This is a genomic window from Arthrobacter sp. PAMC 25486, assembly GCF_000785535.1.
Lineage (GTDB): Bacteria > Actinomycetota > Actinomycetes > Actinomycetales > Micrococcaceae > Specibacter.
Genome location: NZ_CP007595.1, coordinates 544559 through 560426, shown reverse-complemented (window position 1 = coordinate 560426; position 15868 = coordinate 544559). Strand labels below are relative to the sequence as shown.

Here is a 15868-nt window from a genome sequence, read left to right as displayed (position 1 = left end):
GTTGCAGACCATGAAATTTGCTGGCGAGACGCTGCGCTGGGTCTCAGGCGGGAGGTCCTTGGCCTTCGTGTCGCCGCCGGCACAGAACCTGACCTGCCCCATCGCCTGGTCCGGGGCGCCCAGCCGTCGCCGGCACGGTGTCCATACCCGAGACGGTGATGGCGGCCACCGCGGCAGGCACCGCAATCCACCAGAATTTGGCCCGCTTGCTGCGACGGATGGGCCGCTGCAGCTGCTCTATCTCCACGGTGCTTTTGCATGCCGGGCGCGGCACGCCGGACAGAGGGGTGTTGAGCAGTTGGAGCAGTTTCTTGTCATCGCGGAACAGTGCCGGGTGGACAGCCAAGGTCCTGAGCTGGTTGTCAACAATAACCAGGGTGCCCGCCTGGTCATCAATGACGGCCAGGGCCGCCGCCGCTGTGGCAACACCTTCCGTGATCCGCGAAGCGAACCAAAGATTTTATGCTATCGCCCATGCCGGGTGTTTCGGCGCGAGAAACTACTTCCGGGTGCCCTCTTCCCGGCCCGTTTCCGGACCGGGATTCTCCGCACTGCCCAGGTCGACGGCGGTGCTCGAGTTCCCGGCAGGCGGCCGTCCCAGCGGTTTGAGTTCGCTGACGAGCACGCTAAGAACAATCAGGGCTGCCCCGGCCAGTGCCAGGGCTGGCAGCCGGTCCCCCGCGAGGCGTCCAATCACACCTGCCCAAACGGGCTCCCCCGCGTAGATGATGGTGGCCCGTGTGGGGTCCACCGACTTCTGCGCCCAGTTCATGGTCAGCTGGATGACGCAGCTCGCCAGGCCCAATCCGACCCCGGCCGCAAGCCACACCCAGGAGAAGGTGGGCACGACTTCCCCCGTGGCAGGCATGGCCACAAACGCCAGGACGCTGCACACCAGCAGCTGCACCACTGTCACCCGGCCCAAGTTCACCTTCGCCGCGAAGAGGCTGATCAGCACGATCTCCGCGGCGATGGCAACTGTGCTCAGCAGGGTGACCACTTCGCCGGTACCCAGACCGACTTGGAGGGCGCCCGGTCCCGCGAGAAGCACCAGCCCCGCGAAGGCCAGGGCAGCCCCGGCGAAAGCCATGATGTGGGGCCGTTTCCGGAACACGGCCCATTGCAGGAAGGGCACAATCGGGACGAAGAGCGCCGTGAGAAATGCCGAGGTGCTGCTGCTGATGGTTTGCAGACCCACGGTTTGCAGGCCGTAGCCAAAGAAGATCATGACCCCGATGGCTGCGCCGGCGCCAAGGTCGGCACGTGTCATGCCGCGGAGGGCGCGGTGGAAGATGAGGGCGGCGGCCAGCCCTGCCACGGCGAAGCGGATGCCGACGAAGAACATGGGGCCGCTGTACCGCATGGCCAGGTGTATGACGAGATAGGTGCCGCCCCACAACACCGTGATGGCGAGCAGGGCCAGCTCCGGCCGGCTCAGGGAAAGTGGGCGCGGTCGACGCGCGGTGTGCACCATTTACAACATCCTAGGTGACGTTGGGACGGCCCAAAGCAGCCCGGAGCCAAGGCCAGGTGCGGCACCCGGGCGAGGTCCGGCGTCGTGCTTAAACGCTGAAGTGCACATCCTCCGTGGCGACGACGGCCGCTGCGCGCCCCGGGGCGTCCTCGTACTGCCAGTACAGGTTGGTGTGGGCGATGACTTGCTCTGGCCCCGGTGCACCCCATTCGCTGTTGTCAGAGGTGGTGTGGGCATCACTGACGAGGGTGACGTCGTAGCCACGGGTGAAGGCGCCATGGATGGTGGAGCGGATACAGGCGTCGGTTTGGGCTCCTGCCACAACCAGGGCGCCTACTTCGCCCCGGGCCAGGACCTCCTCGAGGTCCGTGCCTTCGAAGGAGTCCCCGAATGACTTGTGCACCAGCGGTTCGGTCTCGAGGCGGACCAGTTCGGGAATGTACTTCCATGCCTCGGATCCCTGGGACAGGTCTTCGTCGTTGTGCTGGACCCAGACAACCTGGGTTCCGGCGGCACGGGCCTTGGCTACCAGGGACTGGATGTTCGCCACAACCGGCGCCCGCTGGTACGCATCGGCCACGACGTCATTTTGGACATCGATGACCAGCAGTGCTGTGTTCGGGCGGCCTGGGAGGGTGGTCATGACAATCCTGTTCATGGGTGTGCGGCGGGGGTGCCGCACAACACACTACGCCGGTGCGCCCGGCAAGTGAACACCCGCCGGGCTGGAAACACCTGGCGGGTGCTCGGATCAGGCGTGATGAATTTGGCCAGGCTACTTCTTGCCTGGTTTGCCCGGCTTGCCGGTGTTGATGGGCAGCGCCGGTACGGTGGTTTGGCGGTTGGCCGTGAGGTCGATGCCGAAGTCGTTGGCGAAGACAAGGCGGGTGTCCTTGTAGATGCCGGGGTGGTTCTCATCCAGCTCAAAGACTCGGGCCCCGCGGAGCCGGTTGCGGTCGGCACCGGGCAGGCCATAGGCGCCAAAGCCGGCACCGGGGGCGTAGCCCAGCTGCACGCCAAAGTAGTTGCCCACATAGCTGTTGATGTGGTCGTGGCCCACAAAGTACCCCTTCACGTCGCCGCGTTCCAGGAAGGCGTTGAACAATCCGGAGTTGAAAGGGCCGGGGCACTCGTCTTCATTGCGCTCGCCAACGATGCTGTGCTTGGTGAGGGCACGGGTGTGGTCCGTGTCCGTGCGGGAGTCGATGCTGTCGAACCACATGGCACGGTGTTCGTGGAGGGCAATGTGGCCCCACATGAGCGAGGGGATCTTGGCGCCGTATTTGCGTTCCGTGGCGATGGACTGCTCGCGGTACCAGCTGACCTGGTCCATGCGGATCCAGTCCCAGGTGGGGTAGCCGGAGAAGTCCTGGCCGTCGATGCGCTCCGGTGCGTACCGGCCGGAGTCGATGAGCCACAGGCCGAACGCCGGTGTCTTGCCCTTGGCCTTGGAAGATTGGATGAGCAGCTGGGTGTTGGAGGTGCCTGTCAGTCCCTCGATGTTGTCCGCGTTGCTGTTGTGCTCGTAGCTCTGCAGGAAGGCCAGCATCTTGGCTTCTGTCATGCCGCTGAGGGCTGCGGAGTCTTCGTCGTGGTTGCCGAAGGTTACGGCCCAGGGGATTTGCCGGCTTTCCATGGGGCCGACCACGTGGTTCAGTGCCTGCTGAACTTCCAGTTCGTTGTCGCAGCCGCCGTTGATCACATCGCCATTGATGACCACAAAGTCGGGCTGCTCCTGGTCCAGGGTCTTTTCCATCAGCTCGATGGTGCGGCGGTCGGTCTGCTCGTCGTCCTGGGTGTCATTGAACTGGACCACCTTGAAGGTGCCGTCGGCACGGAATTCCAGCGTCGGCTTGGGTGCCTTCGCGCCGGGCGCGGCGGTGCCCGCCGTGGCCGTTGCGAGGGTGAGGCCCAAGGCGCCCAGTGTCCCTGCAGCCAGTGCCGTCCTGCGGCTGAATTTTGCTGGGCTGGTGTTCTCCGTCACTGTTGCCTCTTCCATAATGTTGATGCCCGTTTCGGGCTGCATTCCGGAAAGACAGTAGAAGGCCAGTGTGGCCGGTTCACCTACACAGGGCCGCCAGTGCGGAAACAAGAGGTGAACGTCCCGCCGGCCCGGTGGCATTCTCGGCGATTTGCAGGTAGCGGCCAGACTTGCGAAACAATGGTGCGATGGACATTGACGCAACGCTGGACCAGGTTGAACGGCTCAAGACGGCACTGGTTGACTACGCACTCTCTCCGGGATTCGCCAAGCGGCTCGCCGCAATCCGTCAAAGGTCAAGCCTGCAGGGTGGCTCCATGGAGAAGTTGACTGACGCCGTGGAGTCGTTGCTCTACGAGGGCGGCGACGGCCGAGAACCACTGCTGGACCGGTACCTGCGCACCAACAAGACCCTGACCCCACAAGACCGTGCCGTGTACGAGGCGTGGCGGGACAGCAACGTGTTCGGGGCATTCCGCGTTGAGAAGAGCAACGGCGCCGAGCTCCTGCTGCACAACCTCCTTGACGAGATGGACTACTGCACCTACGCAACCGCCGGCGTGGACCCTTCGAGCCCGGCCGTGCGCGGCGGCTTCGGCATTCTGCGCGTGGTCCCCACAGGCGAGCTCTGGACCATCAGCGGCAATGTGAGCCTGTTCAAGCCGGCAGATCGCCCCGTCATTGAGGACTTCGCGGTGAAATTGCTCCAGCAGATCCCCCGACTGCCGTTCCGAAACCCTGACAAGCTTGAGAGCGCACGCGCCCTGGTCAGGGAGCAACACGAAGTCTTCACAGGGACATTCGGCTCGCATGTGGTGCTCGGCACCGGCGCTGAAACCATTGATAGCTACCGCACGTTCATGGAGACCTTGAACACGGAGCTGACCATCAAAAATCCTGCCGACCTCTCTGCTCCCCGGACTGGCAAGCAGATTGCTCCGGACAGCAATTTCCCGTCGGAGTTGCGTGAGGCGGGGGACGTGGCGTTGTTCCACCACCCGGTGAAGTCGACGTCATTCCTGGTTGGCTACCGCGTGGCTCGGGAGGCTCACCGCGTCCCGCCGTCCACGTCACAGGACGTCGGTGCCGAGCGCATCCGCGACTACATGTACGACGATTCCGTCCCGGCCCATGTCATTGCGGACCTGGCCGAGCAGTTCCCGGACACCGTCAACCAGGCTTACCGGGTTGCCTTCTCCGAGCCTGGCTTTGACTGGAAGAACGACGGCGCCGCCCTCCTTCGCGAGAACAAGCCCACCGACTTTGAAGATGCAGACATACCGGATATTACGAGTGTGCCGACCCCGCTGCGCAACGCGATGCTGCGGCTGGCGCAGGGCGCTTAAGCGCTGCCCGCCCCGGCTTCCCTGTCCAGCACGCCTTCCCCGAAGGCGGTACTAAGGAAGGCGAGGGCGTCCTGGTGGCCCAATCCCAAGGCTCGAATCTGGTGGGCATACTCTTCCGCAGACTTCTGGGCCTGCCTGTGCACGGGGTCATCATGGGCCGAAACGAAGGTTCCGTGCCGACCCCGCGTTTCAATGGCACCATTCAGCTCCAGTTCCCGGTAGGCCCGCGCCACAGTGTTGGGGGCGAGACCAAGGTCTGCTGCCAGTTTCCTGACTGTTGGTAGCCGAGTCTGAGGTTTGAGGGTTCCGTGGTGGATGAGGCCCAGGACCTGCACCCGGATTTGTTCGAATGGAGGAACCGCTGAGCGGGGGTCCACTCTCAGCATCATGACTGGCCCAGCCCGCTGTTGGACGGCTCCGGGTTGCCGGGCTGGAACGTGAAATTGGGCCACAGACGCTGCCGGAACCAGTTGAAGGACCTTCCGTAGCTGAATGTGAACAAGATTGCGAAGTAGCCGCACATGGAGATCGCTTGTCCCAGGGCGTTGCCCGTGGTGGTTGGCACGGTCGCGTCCAACCCGTCCAGGATGCCCATGCCGATCCCCGAGACGGCCAACCAGGCCATGACCGAGGCGAGCAGGCCTAGTTTGCGGATCACGTCAGCTTTGATGGCGTCGTCCCAGGCCAGTTCAAGGGTGTCAGCCGCCGGTTGTGGCAGTTGAAGTATCTTGCGCGCCATGACGGTGCAGATGCCAAAAACTACGGCAGCAGCAACAAGAATTAGCAGGGCAGGTCCGCGCAACAGGCTGTCCACGTCAATCACACCGATGGCTCCCAGCACCACGCCCGCCACACCCAGCCCGGCAGCCAACGCCATGAGGACAGGGGCCGCACGAAGCCTGGTGGGACTGGTGTAATCAGCGAGCGTGACCGCCTCCAACCTGGCCATGCGCGGCGTGTCAGGTTGCCGGCCGAAGAGCGAATCGCGCAGCGTCAGCGCTACATCGAAGGTCGTCACGCCGACGAAGACGGCAGGGATGGCGATTGACCACATGAAAGTGAAGGGCAGTCCGTTGGTACGCAGGAAAGTGTGCACACCAACAGCAACCAGTCCGCCTGCCAATCCCCCGAGCAGTGCAGCATTGGAACTGCGAAAGAGCCTGCGCCGGAGCGAATTGTTAATGCGTTCGGTCCCGATTGGCAGCCCGACCCGCTGCGCAAACATGAAGACTTGCTGCTGCTGGTATCTGGCGGTTTGCACGGTAATGAGGCGATAGCTGAAAACCGCGACGAGAAAACCGATCGCAATCCAATCAAGCACCGATTCGAAAGGCATTGCACTCCTTTGATTGAGGTCTGTATCAATGTAGCATTACAACAACTCCGGAGCCTACCTCGTTTTAAATGAGTCGATCACCTGCCCGCTGCCGCGGGCAGCCGTGACAGTTATGCCGTGTGGCCCGGGTGGGGCCCACCGTGCAGGTGGGCGAGTCCGCCGTCGTGGTTGAAAATGCTGAGGATCTCCACGGGACCTTCGTGGGCGCAGATGGCGTGCGGGACCATGGTGGAGAACTCGGCGACTTCGCCGGGGTGGACGAGGATGGTCCGCTCCCCCAGTTCCAGGCGGACAATGCCGGCCAGAACGGTGAACCAGTCGCGGCCGGGGTGCACACCGTGCTCCGGCGGGCGGTCGGGGGTGATGCGCATTTTGGCGACGGTTTTGCCGTACATCCCGTCCTCGCTTGAGAGTATCCAGGTGGTCAGGCCCTGGGAGTGCCCGGGCTGGGGGCGGATGACGACGTCCTCGTCGCCGGCGGATTCCACCAGCGCATCCAGCGTGGTGCCGAATGCTCGGGCGATGGGGACCAGCTGGTCGAGCGCTATGCGCCGGTGGCCGGTTTCGAGGCGGCTCAGTGTTGAGGGACTGAGGGAGCAGCGGCCGGCGAGGTTCTCCAGGGACCAGCCGCGGGCCATGCGGAGGCTGCGGATGCGCTGGCGGATTAAGGCATCAACATCGGTTTCTTGCGTCATACGCAATAGTCTATGCGCACTACGCACCAAGTCGCTATCGTGGAAGCATGACAGCACATGCACAACACCACGGACATTCACACGGCGGCCACGGCGGGGGCCATGCGCATGCGAGCGGCGCGGAACTGGCGGAGACCCTCGACCTTGACGCCCGCATCCTTGGCTCCTACCTGGACGAGGCCACGGCATGGGCCGGGGACCTTGCCGTGAAGGCGCCAGCTTCCATCATTGACGTTGGTGCCGGATCCGGCGTTGGCACCCTCGCACTGGCCCGCCGCTTCCCCGACGCCCACATCACCGCGCTCGACAAATCCGCCGAGATGTTAGATAACGCCCTCAAAGCGACCGCGGAGCAGGGACTTGACGGCCGCGTGGCTGGATTGCAGGCAGACCTCGACGAGGCTTGGCCTGCGAGCGCAACGGCCGATCTCATGTGGGCTTCCTCCTCGCTCCACGAACTCACCGACCCGGAGCGCGCCATGGCGGAGATGTTCGAGGCGCTGAATCCTGGCGGCCTGCTCATCGTTGTCGAGATGGACAGTCTGCCCAGCTTCCTTCCCGAGACACCGCCTGAGGGGTCCGCCGTCGTGCCCGGCCTGGAATCCCGCCTGCACGCAACGCTGGCCAGCAACGGCTGGAACCAGTATCCCGAGTGGACAGCAGGGCTGGAACGTGCCGGATTCGCCGTCGAACGCCGCCATTTCCCCACCACAGGAAGCACGACGCCGGAACTCGCCGCCCGCTATGGACGCATCTTCCTGGGGCGGATGGGTTCGGCGCTCGCAGGCACCGCCGCTCCTGCCGACCTCGCGTCGCTGGAGCTGCTACTGGGTGACGGCCCGGAGTCCCTGGAACGCCGCTCCGACCTTGAGGTGCGCGGGCACCGCACAGGGTGGGCCGCCCGCAAGGCGTAGACGCCAGCATCAGGTGGCAATGACCTACTGGGGACGGCGCCCATCGCGCTACTTTGTAGATGTTACGTAATTACGTATAATCAGATTATGTCTTTTGCAGATCTCGAAAAACGGCTGGCTGCCCTGGAACAAACGGTCGCTCAACTCACCGCCCGGCAGGGCGAGGCTCAAGTTGCCGCACCCCTGCCTGACCACATGAGTGAAAGCCTGTGGGCCCTCCAGGGACTCGAAGCCCGGGCGTCGAACGGCGCAGTCCTCTATACCGGCAGTGTGGCGACCCCGGCAGGCAGTTTGGTTCGATGGCAGTATGCCCAAACGGGCCCTGATCTGTTCGCTGAGGATTGGAGTGAGCAGGCGGAACGGCTCTCAGCGCTGGGGCATCCCGTGCGGCTGAGGATCCTGCAGGCCGTACTAAACGGTTCCACCAGTGCTGCCGCACTGGCGGAAGAGGTCGACGCCGGAACAAGCGGACAGGTCTATCACCACCTCAAGGAGCTCACTGCCTCAGGATGGCTGACCAGCCCCAGGCGCGGCGTATTCGACGTCCCGGCATCGCGTATCGTCCCCTTGCTGGCCATTCTGCTGGCGGCGGGAACTCCCAACGCATGACGCCTTTGATCAAAGCAGACCATGTCAGCGTGCTGGCCGGCAGCTACGTGCTGCTCCAGCCTGTCAGCTTCACCGTTGGTACAGGCGTAGCCCTCGCAATAACTGGTTCCAACGGATCGGGGAAGACCACGCTGCTGCGCGTGCTGGCAGCCCTTACCTCCCCCTCGACTGGGGCCGTGGCCATTGCCGGAGAGGTCCCCGACGATCGAAACCGGACGTTTAGGGCCCGAGTCGCAGCTTTGATCGGGTTGCCACCCCTGGCCCGCAACCTGACATTGCGGGAGCACATGATGCTCGTCGCCACTTCGTGGGGATCCACTATTTCTGAGGCCGCAGACACCGCGGACCGTCTCCTCGAAGAGCTTCGGATAACCGGGCTGCACGACAGGTACCCCCACGAGCTGTCCTCCGGGCAAACACAACTTTTTGCACTCGCTCTGACTCTCTCGCGCCGCTTTGATGTTTTGCTGCTGGATGAGCCCGAGCAGCGGCTGGATCCTGACCGGCTGGAATTGGTCGCCGGTGTGCTGCGGGGATTGGCCGATGCCGGGAAAACCCTTGTGCTTGCCAGCCACAGCAAGTTTCTGATTGAGCACGTCAGTGACCGTCAGCTGCCGTTGACCCAGGCTGCATATGTCAACCATCCCTGAACGGCTGCACACGGTCCGCCAGATGTACCGTCTCCGGGGTGACGGAAAAACTGCCGCGGACGTCAGCTATGCGATCTATGTTGGCGTGCTCCTGCTTGGTGCCGTGGCCTTCCCATGGGTGCGTGCAGTCGCGTTGACCATGGCAGAGCCGGAGGTGCTTCTCTTCTTCACGGATCCGGCGGCGGGACAGATTGCGGGCGTTGCCTGCGGCATGATGCTGGTTGGTTTGGCGGTCTTGGGCACCCTGAGAGGCCCAGCACTGCTCGCACCCTTCTTCACCGCCGCACTTGCCGGCAATGACCTGCCCCGGAGCCGCACCCTTCTGCGGCCATTCTTGGCTGCTGCATTTGGACTGATGGCAGTGCTGGTTGGTGCCGCCGTGACTATTGGTGGAGTACTCCTGTCGACCGGTAGTTCGACGGCGTTGCAGAGCATTGCTTTCGTGGCGGGTACTGCATGTTTCAGCGTGCTTGGTGGCGTTGCCTGGTTGGCAGGGCAGGCCCGGCACGAGCAAAACTCGGGACGGCTGCCAACCGTACTCTTGGCTGTCGTGCTGTTTGCCTGGCTTGTCCCTGTTTTTACGGACTTTTCCCCGTGGGGATGGCTTGGACTCCTCTGGCCGTCGGGCGAGGCAGGGAATCAGTGGGCGCTGGTGGGTCTCGCAGCGGTTGCGGGGGTAGCGGCATCGGGGGTCCCCCGGCTCTTGAACTCACTCACAGGAACCGCCCTGCTGGAACAAGCACACCACTGGCAGGCCGCCGGGACGTTTGCATGGCTGGGTGATGCGAATGCGGCGCTGGCAAACTATCGGGTCCCGCCTCGTCGGGGCCGGACGTGGCAAGCCGTGAAGCACGTCGCTGTGCCGCTCCGCTTCATCGTCCGTGACTTCGTCGGTGTGTGGCGCACCCCCTACAGGGCACTTGCCGGGACCATATCCATGGTATTTGGCAACCTGCTGCTGTTTCTCGCACCGATTCTTGAAGTGGCGCCGGCGTGGCTGTACGGTGGACTGGGAGCCTCTTTGTGCTACATGGCCGCGGGTGTTTTCAGTGACGGGTTCCGACACGCGGCGGAAACAGCGTCGGCTCCTGCGCTCTACGGCTATTCCACCCCGCAGCTGTACGGCCTCCATGCCCTGCTTCCTGCGTCATGGGCCCTGATGTGCACCGCCATTGCGGCGGGTTGTGCCGCAGTGGCGGGAGCACCCATCAGCCTTGCAGCCGCGGCGGTGCCGTTGGTCTTGGTCGCTGTCCGCGCCTACGACAGCATAAAAGGGCAGCTGCCGCTAACGCTTCTTACTCCCATGCCCACCCAATTCGGGGACATGTCAACAATCGCAGTCCTGGCATGGCAGGCCGACGCACTGCTCATTTCAACTGCCGTTGGAGCAGTGACTGTGGCCCTGGCTGCCAACAGTTCGCCAATCGGGACCGCCATCTTCTTGGGCTGCGCGGAGGCAGCAATGCTCGTCATGACCCGGCGCAGGATGCGCAACCAGTGAGATCCCTGCCTTAATGGCAGCGGCCCGATCGCCCCAACTGCCGTGCGGGTGTTGCCGGGCAGGGACAGCTCGAGGCGGACTCATGCTTGCATGGGCGGTTCACGTGGACAACCGTCATTTCAGAGATTGCAAAAGAATCTCCGCTTCTGGATCCGCCCACCCGGCATGCAGATAGGCTGCTCTTATGACAGTCATCGTGTGGGCACCCGGGGACCTGATCGTCGCGAGCAACGAGGGCGTGGATGTACGGCTGGCCGGTGTTGAGCTGACGTCTGACGCACCCGTACATCACGGCGCCAAACCGGGCGAGCGCGGCGTCAGGATCGGGCTTGAGGCTAACAGGAATCTAGAGACTCAGCACAGGGACCTCGCTTACCTTGAAGCATTCGAGGCATGGGACGCCGAGCAAAAGCTGCACGGCAAGGGCAAAGCGGGCTCTCCCCCGCCCATGCCGGGTCAGGTGGTCCTGAGTGCGGTCAAGCCCGTCATCACCGACAATCACGACACCGACTATCGTTGTGTCGGCGGGCAGTGGGCAGGGACCGGCACGGATTGGGACGGTTCTTGGACGTTTGTGCCGGAACCGCCCGCAGGTGTCAAACACCTCACCATCGAGTTCACCGTCAACGGGGATCTGACAGGCAAGAGCTGCCGGGTGCAGCTGGATTGAACACTGCACGCCTGACGATTTCAGCCCGAAGAGGTACGCCCCTGGCCGCGACCGCCCCGCCGGTAGGCTGAGCCCATGACACCAACACCCGCCACGCCGGGCCCGCCTGATCTGGATCCCACTGACTTGGATCCCGCAGCGCTGCTTGCCGGACCGCGCGGCAGGCGGTTGTGCCTCGAGCTAGCTGACATGGCCGCCACGGCAGCTTCCGTGGAAGCCGGCCAGAGTGACTTTGGCATGGCCCGGTTTTACGCCTCCTACCACCTTGACCCCGGCCGGGGGCGATCTGTTGTCATGTTCGGCCCCGGATCGGATGCCGAACTGCCCACACCAACTCCCCATGAGGTGGCGGCCCTGCTTGACGCTCTGCCGCTCCCCCTGCTCACCGAGACCGGTCTCCTCGAAGCTCTGTGTTCCACCGTGAACTCGGCACGCTATTGGCAGGAACCGGATGGCGACGACGTCCTGGCCGCGACACCAAAAATGCGCCGCGCCCTCCGCCGCTTCGCACAGCTGCTGGCGGACTCGCCCCATACGCAATGGTGGACGCCACCCACGGATCCGGCCGGTCAGTGGGCAGTCACGTTTTTTGACGATCCGCCCCGTCCCCCTCCGGCGCGCAAGGGCGCTGCGGAGACGCTCGAGCAGTGGCGCCTGGACGTGAATTCCGAGGAACTGCGCTCCGCCACGGACCGACCCAGTGACCCCACGGCGAACTTTAGCGGCGCCTGGTGGTCCCGGCCGCCGTCGGGCCTGGCCAGCAGCACGCGCTCATTGGGCGCCCATGGTCCTGCGGGCCTGTGGCTCGTGGAGGACGGATTCGGCGAAACGGAAGCCGCCATTGAGCAGTTGCACGCGCCGCACGGTGCGCGAATCTTCGAGATCGACTCCCCCGCTGCATGGGCGCAGCTGTGCCGCGAGCACTCGCTGGAGGTCACCGCCGCCAAACGCCACGACTGGTACCGCACCACCGGGCGGATCGGTTCATGGGTCATGCCTGACTGGTCCCGCTTCCAGGAGAAGTACGACGGCGTGCACCTCACCATGGGCGGCTACCTGACAACGGCGGGTGTTGTCATCCCCGTCGACGACGGCCGTGCCAGCGTATTGGCGGGCTGGGACCCGGACGCGACGTACTGGCTCCGCGATGTCAGCGGCGATCCCACCTCACGCCAGACGTGGCTGCAGGACCAGGATGGACCGGGGTGGGCGGCACAGGGAGAACGGCGGCGCAGCCTGACCATGCCGGCCCGCAGCGATTGGTCCGCCAACCACAGCGGCTACCGGGTGTCATCCGAAATGGCCAGACTGGGTGCGGGCGAGGAGCTGTGGCAGCGCGTTTCAGCCGACGTGCTGCGCTGGAAGGTGAAGACGCGCAGCGGCTTTACGGTGGACACACCCGGGCCTGTGTCCGAAGGCGACCAGGTCAACGTCACCGCCAGCTTCCTCGGCGTCAAGGTTGTTGAGCCGGTGGAGGTGGTGGCCTTGGTGGAGGAGCCGGACCGGGTCGGCTTCGCCTATCGCACCCTGCCGGGGCATCCCGTCAGTGGCGAGGAGGCGTTCATCGTGCACCGCCTTGGCGAGGAGGTGCACCTGACCATCCGGTCACTCACGCGGGCAGCACCGCAGCAGCCGTGGCGGGCCCTGTTTCCACTCCTGATGATCACCCAGAAAGTCGTACGCAGACGCTACCTGCGAGCGCTGCACTAAGGAACGACCGGAATCGGGCCCACACGCCACCGACGCTGCCAACGCGTTCGAATCGGTGTTCGAATTAGTGTTCTAATCTTTCACGTGGACTGTTCGGGCCGCAGGAACGGGGTCATCCGTCCGGTTTGGGCACCACAATCGCAAAAGGGACGCCGTTTGCGTAAAAAGCGGGTGGTAGACAACCGTCTTTTTGCGCAATCACCGTCCGATGTTGAGCGAGCCCACTATTTTGGGCGGGTTCGGTGCTGTGGAGGGAAAGACGCTGCGGGTTGCCACCGATCTCGCGCACCAGACGCGGCCAAGACAGCTGAGCCGGCCACGATGGCGGCATGATCGGCTCCCACGCCGGCGGCGTTCATGTTCCCGTCCCCGTACCCGGCGCCCGACCCGTCCCCGTACGCGTACTTCCCGCCGCGCAGGGCCGAGGCCACCGCCGCAACCAAACACGCGACGATCGCGAAGCCAAATGCCACGGTCAGCCCGTCGGCGAAGGGGCCGGAAATGAGCGCCGGGAAAAAGCCGCGACCGGTGAGGTAGGCGGCGTCGGACGGGGGAAGCTGCGACAGCGCGGCCGGACCCAACAGCGTCTGGACCGGGTTGTAGCCCAACAGTGAGGCAAACAGGACGGAGACCGGGGGCAGGTTGGCGACCCGTCCGGCGTCGACCGCGGCCACACCATGGGCGCTCAGCCCGGCATTCAAGGTGGCGGGCAGGGTGCGGGCCAGGCCGGTGACCATGAGGGAGAAGAAGATGCCGATGGAGAGCACCATGGCGGAGTTTTGGAAGGTGGTGCTCATGCCCGCACCCACGCCGCGGCGGTTGGGCGGCAGGGCGTTCATGATGCCGGCGCGGTTGGGCGCGGCGAACAGGCCCATGCCGATGCCGTTCAGCAGCAGGGCCAGGGCGAACGTCCAGTAGTCGAAGTTCACGGGCAACAGCAGCAGCCAGCCGAAGCTCAGCGCGGCCACCACCATGCCGCCGGTAGCGAGCAGGCGGGCGCCGCGGCGGTCGGAAATGGCGCCCGAGATGGGCCCGGCCACGAGGAAGCCGGCCGTCAGCGGCAACATGTAGATGCCTGCCCAGAGCGGGGCGTCAACAAAGCTGCAGCCGTGGCGCGGGAGCCAGATACCCTGCAGCCAGATGATCAGAATGAACATCAGCCCGCCGCGGCCGATGGCGGAGAGCAGGCTGGCGAGGTTGCCGGCCGTGAACGCCCGGATGCGGAAGAGGGAGAGTTCGAACATGGGTTCGTCCACCCGCAGCTCCACCACCACGAAGATGCCCAGGACGACGGCGCCGCCCACCAACGCTGCCAGCACCCACGGGTTGGTCCAGCCCATGGTGTGGCCGCCATAGGGCTGGATGCCGTAGGTGATGCCGACCAGGACAGCGATCAGGCCCCCGGCGAAGGTCCCGTTGCCCCACCAGTCAAGCCGCGCCGGCTGGCGCGTGCCAGTTTCGTGCAGTCGCAGGTAGGCCCAGACGGTGCCGAAGATGCCCACCGGCACCGAGACGAGGAAGACCAGGCGCCAGTCGATGGGGCCGAGCAGCCCGCCAATGATCAGGCCCAGGAACGATCCTGCAATGCCGGCCACCTGGTTCAGCCCCAGGGCCAGGCCTCGCTGGTCCACGGGGAAGGCGTCGGTGATGATGGCGTTTGAATTGGCCATCAGCATCGCCCCGCCCACGCCCTGGAGGATGCGCATGACGATCAGCCACATCACAGCTGGCGTGCCCTGCAGCCACGTGACCGCCAGCAGGATCGAGAACACCGTGAAGATGGCGAAGCCGGCGTTGTACATTTTCACACGGCCGTACATGTCGCCCAGCCGGCCAAAGCTGACCACCAGCACGGCCGTGACCACCATGTAGCCCATGATCAGCCACAGCAGCAGGCTGGTGTTGCCCGGGGCCAGCGGATTGATGCCGACGCCGCGGAAGATGTCGGGCAGCGCGATCAGCAAGATGGAGGCGTTGATGGATGCCATAAGCACGCCGAGGGTGGTATTGGAAAGGACGATCCACTTGTAGTGCGGCTTGGCCAGGTCCCGGGTTCTCCGGTCCGACCCTCTGTCCACACCCTGCAGCTTGGCCTGAAGCACGCCTGCCAGCCCCCTCGAATAGATCTGGGGCAGGGGAATTAGTTACCTCTGCTAACTATTAATGGTAGTCGCGTTGGGGCTCGGCGGCACTGAAAGTTGACTGACAGTTCGCTGGCACCTTCCGGTTGCGCCTCCCATGAAGCACGACGGCGCCCGGCCTCGCCAGGAGGGCGGCCCCTCCGGGCGGGCCAACCATTCCAGGAGGGCGGCCCCTGTCACCAAGGCTTTAGCGAGGTATCCGGATCCAGCGGGCCGCGCCCGGCCAGCCACGCCATGAACGCCCGGCGGGTATCGGGCGACCCCATCCGGCTGGAGGTGCTGGCGAGCAGTACCGTCAGATCCCAGTCAACATACTCCTCCGGCCAATCCAGGGGCGTGTAGCCGAGTCCGAGGTCCACGTGATGCATTTCGACCTCGCGCAGCCGGTGCGCAGGGCAGTCAACTACCCCATAATCGCCGCCGCCGAGGAAGTGTCCGTTGGGCCAGCCAGCAGCCGAACACTGTTCGAATATATCTTCGATCATGCCTTGGCTTGCCGCGAGGTCGGCGAGGATCTCCGCGGCGGGGCGGCCGGCCCCGGACTCAATCTCACTGGCCCGCTGCTCCTGTCCTTGCTCATACTTCGGCACGTCTTCCCCCACCAGCGAACCGGCTAGGCGCCGCGCGTGCGCATCCGCATTGCGGGCCAGGTGCGTCAGGACATGGCCCACGCTCCACCCGGGCAGGGCGCTCGCCGAGCGCATGTCACTGTCGTCCAACTGTTCCACCCGGCGCATGAGGCGGACCTGTGCCTCGCGGACCAGCTCGGCTGCCCGCTGGGGATTGCTCTCAAGATCCATGGAGGGTTCCTTTCCAGCCAGATCTGGTGTTGCCAGCTGAC

General features: G+C 64.6%; 16 protein-coding genes. 7 read left to right on the top strand and 9 right to left on the bottom strand.

Annotated features, from left to right (window positions below):
* Window positions 1–43: 43 nt before the first annotated feature.
* The 4 genes from art_RS02690 to art_RS02675 all read right to left on the bottom strand — a co-directional run bounded on the left by art_RS02690 (window position 44) and on the right by art_RS02675 (window position 3500).
* Window positions 44–346, bottom strand: coding sequence for a hypothetical protein (locus tag art_RS02690; RefSeq protein ID WP_038462317.1), 303 nt, complete (start codon window positions 344–346; stop codon window positions 44–46).
* 153 nt (window positions 347–499) lie between these two features.
* Complete coding sequence (locus tag art_RS02685; RefSeq protein ID WP_082000066.1) at window positions 500–1474, bottom strand: DMT family transporter; 975 nt, start codon at window positions 1472–1474, stop codon at window positions 500–502.
* Window positions 1475–1562: 88 nt separating this feature from the next.
* Complete coding sequence (locus art_RS02680) at window positions 1563–2117, bottom strand: cysteine hydrolase family protein (RefSeq protein ID WP_038462315.1); 555 nt, start codon at window positions 2115–2117, stop codon at window positions 1563–1565.
* Between the two features lie 132 nt (window positions 2118–2249).
* Entirely contained in the window at window positions 2250–3500 is a 1251-nt protein-coding gene (locus art_RS02675) for a metallophosphoesterase family protein (protein WP_367643756.1), read from the bottom strand.
* Between the two features lie 143 nt (window positions 3501–3643).
* Here art_RS02675 and art_RS02670 point away from each other — a divergent pair, with 143 nt between their 5' ends.
* Window positions 3644–4801 (top strand): hypothetical protein, encoded by a 1158-nt coding sequence (locus tag art_RS02670; protein ID WP_038462313.1) that lies wholly within the window; start codon window positions 3644–3646, stop codon window positions 4799–4801.
* On the opposite strand, the gene art_RS02665 is transcribed toward art_RS02670, so the two are convergent.
* From art_RS02665 to art_RS02655, 3 genes are all read right to left on the bottom strand, one after another.
* Window positions 4798–5187, bottom strand: a complete 390-nt coding sequence (locus art_RS02665) for a GntR family transcriptional regulator (protein WP_052136875.1) — start codon at window positions 5185–5187, stop codon at window positions 4798–4800. The two genes, art_RS02670 and art_RS02665, sit on opposite strands and share 4 nt — an antisense overlap.
* Window positions 5187–6137, bottom strand: a complete 951-nt coding sequence (locus art_RS02660; protein ID WP_038462311.1) for a hypothetical protein — start codon at window positions 6135–6137, stop codon at window positions 5187–5189. Before art_RS02660 ends, art_RS02665 begins: the two co-directional genes overlap by 1 nt.
* A gap of 110 nt (window positions 6138–6247) precedes the next feature.
* Window positions 6248–6832, bottom strand: coding sequence for a helix-turn-helix transcriptional regulator (locus art_RS02655; RefSeq protein ID WP_038462309.1), 585 nt, complete (start codon window positions 6830–6832; stop codon window positions 6248–6250).
* A 47-nt stretch (window positions 6833–6879) separates the two neighbouring features.
* Between art_RS02655 and art_RS02650 the strand changes: the two genes are divergently transcribed.
* From art_RS02650 to art_RS22840, 6 genes are all read left to right on the top strand, one after another.
* On the top strand, window positions 6880–7746 hold the full coding sequence (locus art_RS02650; protein WP_038462307.1) for a trans-aconitate 2-methyltransferase: 867 nt from the start codon (window positions 6880–6882) through the stop codon (window positions 7744–7746).
* Window positions 7747–7833: 87 nt separating this feature from the next.
* Window positions 7834–8355 (top strand): helix-turn-helix transcriptional regulator, encoded by a 522-nt coding sequence (locus tag art_RS02645; RefSeq protein ID WP_038462304.1) that lies wholly within the window; start codon window positions 7834–7836, stop codon window positions 8353–8355.
* A complete protein-coding gene (locus art_RS02640; protein WP_038462302.1) occupies window positions 8352–9005 on the top strand; it encodes an ABC transporter ATP-binding protein in 654 nt (217 codons plus the stop codon). Before art_RS02645 ends, art_RS02640 begins: the two co-directional genes overlap by 4 nt.
* The gene (locus art_RS02635) at window positions 8989–10506 is read left to right on the top strand and encodes a hypothetical protein (RefSeq protein WP_038462300.1); all 1518 of its coding nucleotides are present in this window, start codon (window positions 8989–8991) and stop codon (window positions 10504–10506) included. Before art_RS02640 ends, art_RS02635 begins: the two co-directional genes overlap by 17 nt.
* A gap of 184 nt (window positions 10507–10690) precedes the next feature.
* On the top strand, window positions 10691–11176 hold the full coding sequence (locus art_RS02630; RefSeq protein WP_038462298.1) for a hypothetical protein: 486 nt from the start codon (window positions 10691–10693) through the stop codon (window positions 11174–11176).
* Window positions 11177–11251: 75 nt separating this feature from the next.
* The gene (locus art_RS22840) at window positions 11252–12886 is read left to right on the top strand and encodes a DUF1990 family protein (RefSeq protein WP_052135930.1); all 1635 of its coding nucleotides are present in this window, start codon (window positions 11252–11254) and stop codon (window positions 12884–12886) included.
* A gap of 224 nt (window positions 12887–13110) precedes the next feature.
* Here the strand turns inward: art_RS22840 and art_RS02620 are convergent, their stop codons facing one another.
* Window positions 13111–14988, bottom strand: a complete 1878-nt coding sequence (locus art_RS02620) for an MFS transporter (RefSeq protein WP_253901456.1) — start codon at window positions 14986–14988, stop codon at window positions 13111–13113.
* 215 nt (window positions 14989–15203) lie between these two features.
* Complete coding sequence (locus art_RS02615; RefSeq protein WP_038462296.1) at window positions 15204–15827, bottom strand: maleylpyruvate isomerase family mycothiol-dependent enzyme; 624 nt, start codon at window positions 15825–15827, stop codon at window positions 15204–15206.
* Between the last annotated feature and the right edge of the window lie 41 nt (window positions 15828–15868).

Coding starts and splice junctions, on each gene's coding strand:
- art_RS02685 (WP_082000066.1), bottom strand. CDS start 1,474: ATGGTGCACACCGCGCGTCGACCGCGCCCACTTTCCCTGAGCCGGCCG.
- art_RS02680 (WP_038462315.1), bottom strand. CDS start 2,117: ATGACCACCCTCCCAGGCCGCCCGAACACAGCACTGCTGGTCATCGAT.
- art_RS02675 (WP_367643756.1), bottom strand. CDS start 3,500: ATGCAGCCCGAAACGGGCATCAACATTATGGAAGAGGCAACAGTGACG.
- art_RS02670 (WP_038462313.1), top strand. CDS start 3,644: ATGGACATTGACGCAACGCTGGACCAGGTTGAACGGCTCAAGACGGCA.
- art_RS02665 (WP_052136875.1), bottom strand. CDS start 5,187: ATGCTGAGAGTGGACCCCCGCTCAGCGGTTCCTCCATTCGAACAAATC.
- art_RS02660 (WP_038462311.1), bottom strand. CDS start 6,137: ATGCCTTTCGAATCGGTGCTTGATTGGATTGCGATCGGTTTTCTCGTC.
- art_RS02655 (WP_038462309.1), bottom strand. CDS start 6,832: ATGACGCAAGAAACCGATGTTGATGCCTTAATCCGCCAGCGCATCCGC.
- art_RS02650 (WP_038462307.1), top strand. CDS start 6,880: ATGACAGCACATGCACAACACCACGGACATTCACACGGCGGCCACGGC.
- art_RS02645 (WP_038462304.1), top strand. CDS start 7,834: ATGTCTTTTGCAGATCTCGAAAAACGGCTGGCTGCCCTGGAACAAACG.
- art_RS02640 (WP_038462302.1), top strand. CDS start 8,352: ATGACGCCTTTGATCAAAGCAGACCATGTCAGCGTGCTGGCCGGCAGC.
- art_RS02635 (WP_038462300.1), top strand. CDS start 8,989: ATGTCAACCATCCCTGAACGGCTGCACACGGTCCGCCAGATGTACCGT.
- art_RS02630 (WP_038462298.1), top strand. CDS start 10,691: ATGACAGTCATCGTGTGGGCACCCGGGGACCTGATCGTCGCGAGCAAC.
- art_RS22840 (WP_052135930.1), top strand. CDS start 11,252: ATGACACCAACACCCGCCACGCCGGGCCCGCCTGATCTGGATCCCACT.
- art_RS02615 (WP_038462296.1), bottom strand. CDS start 15,827: ATGGATCTTGAGAGCAATCCCCAGCGGGCAGCCGAGCTGGTCCGCGAG.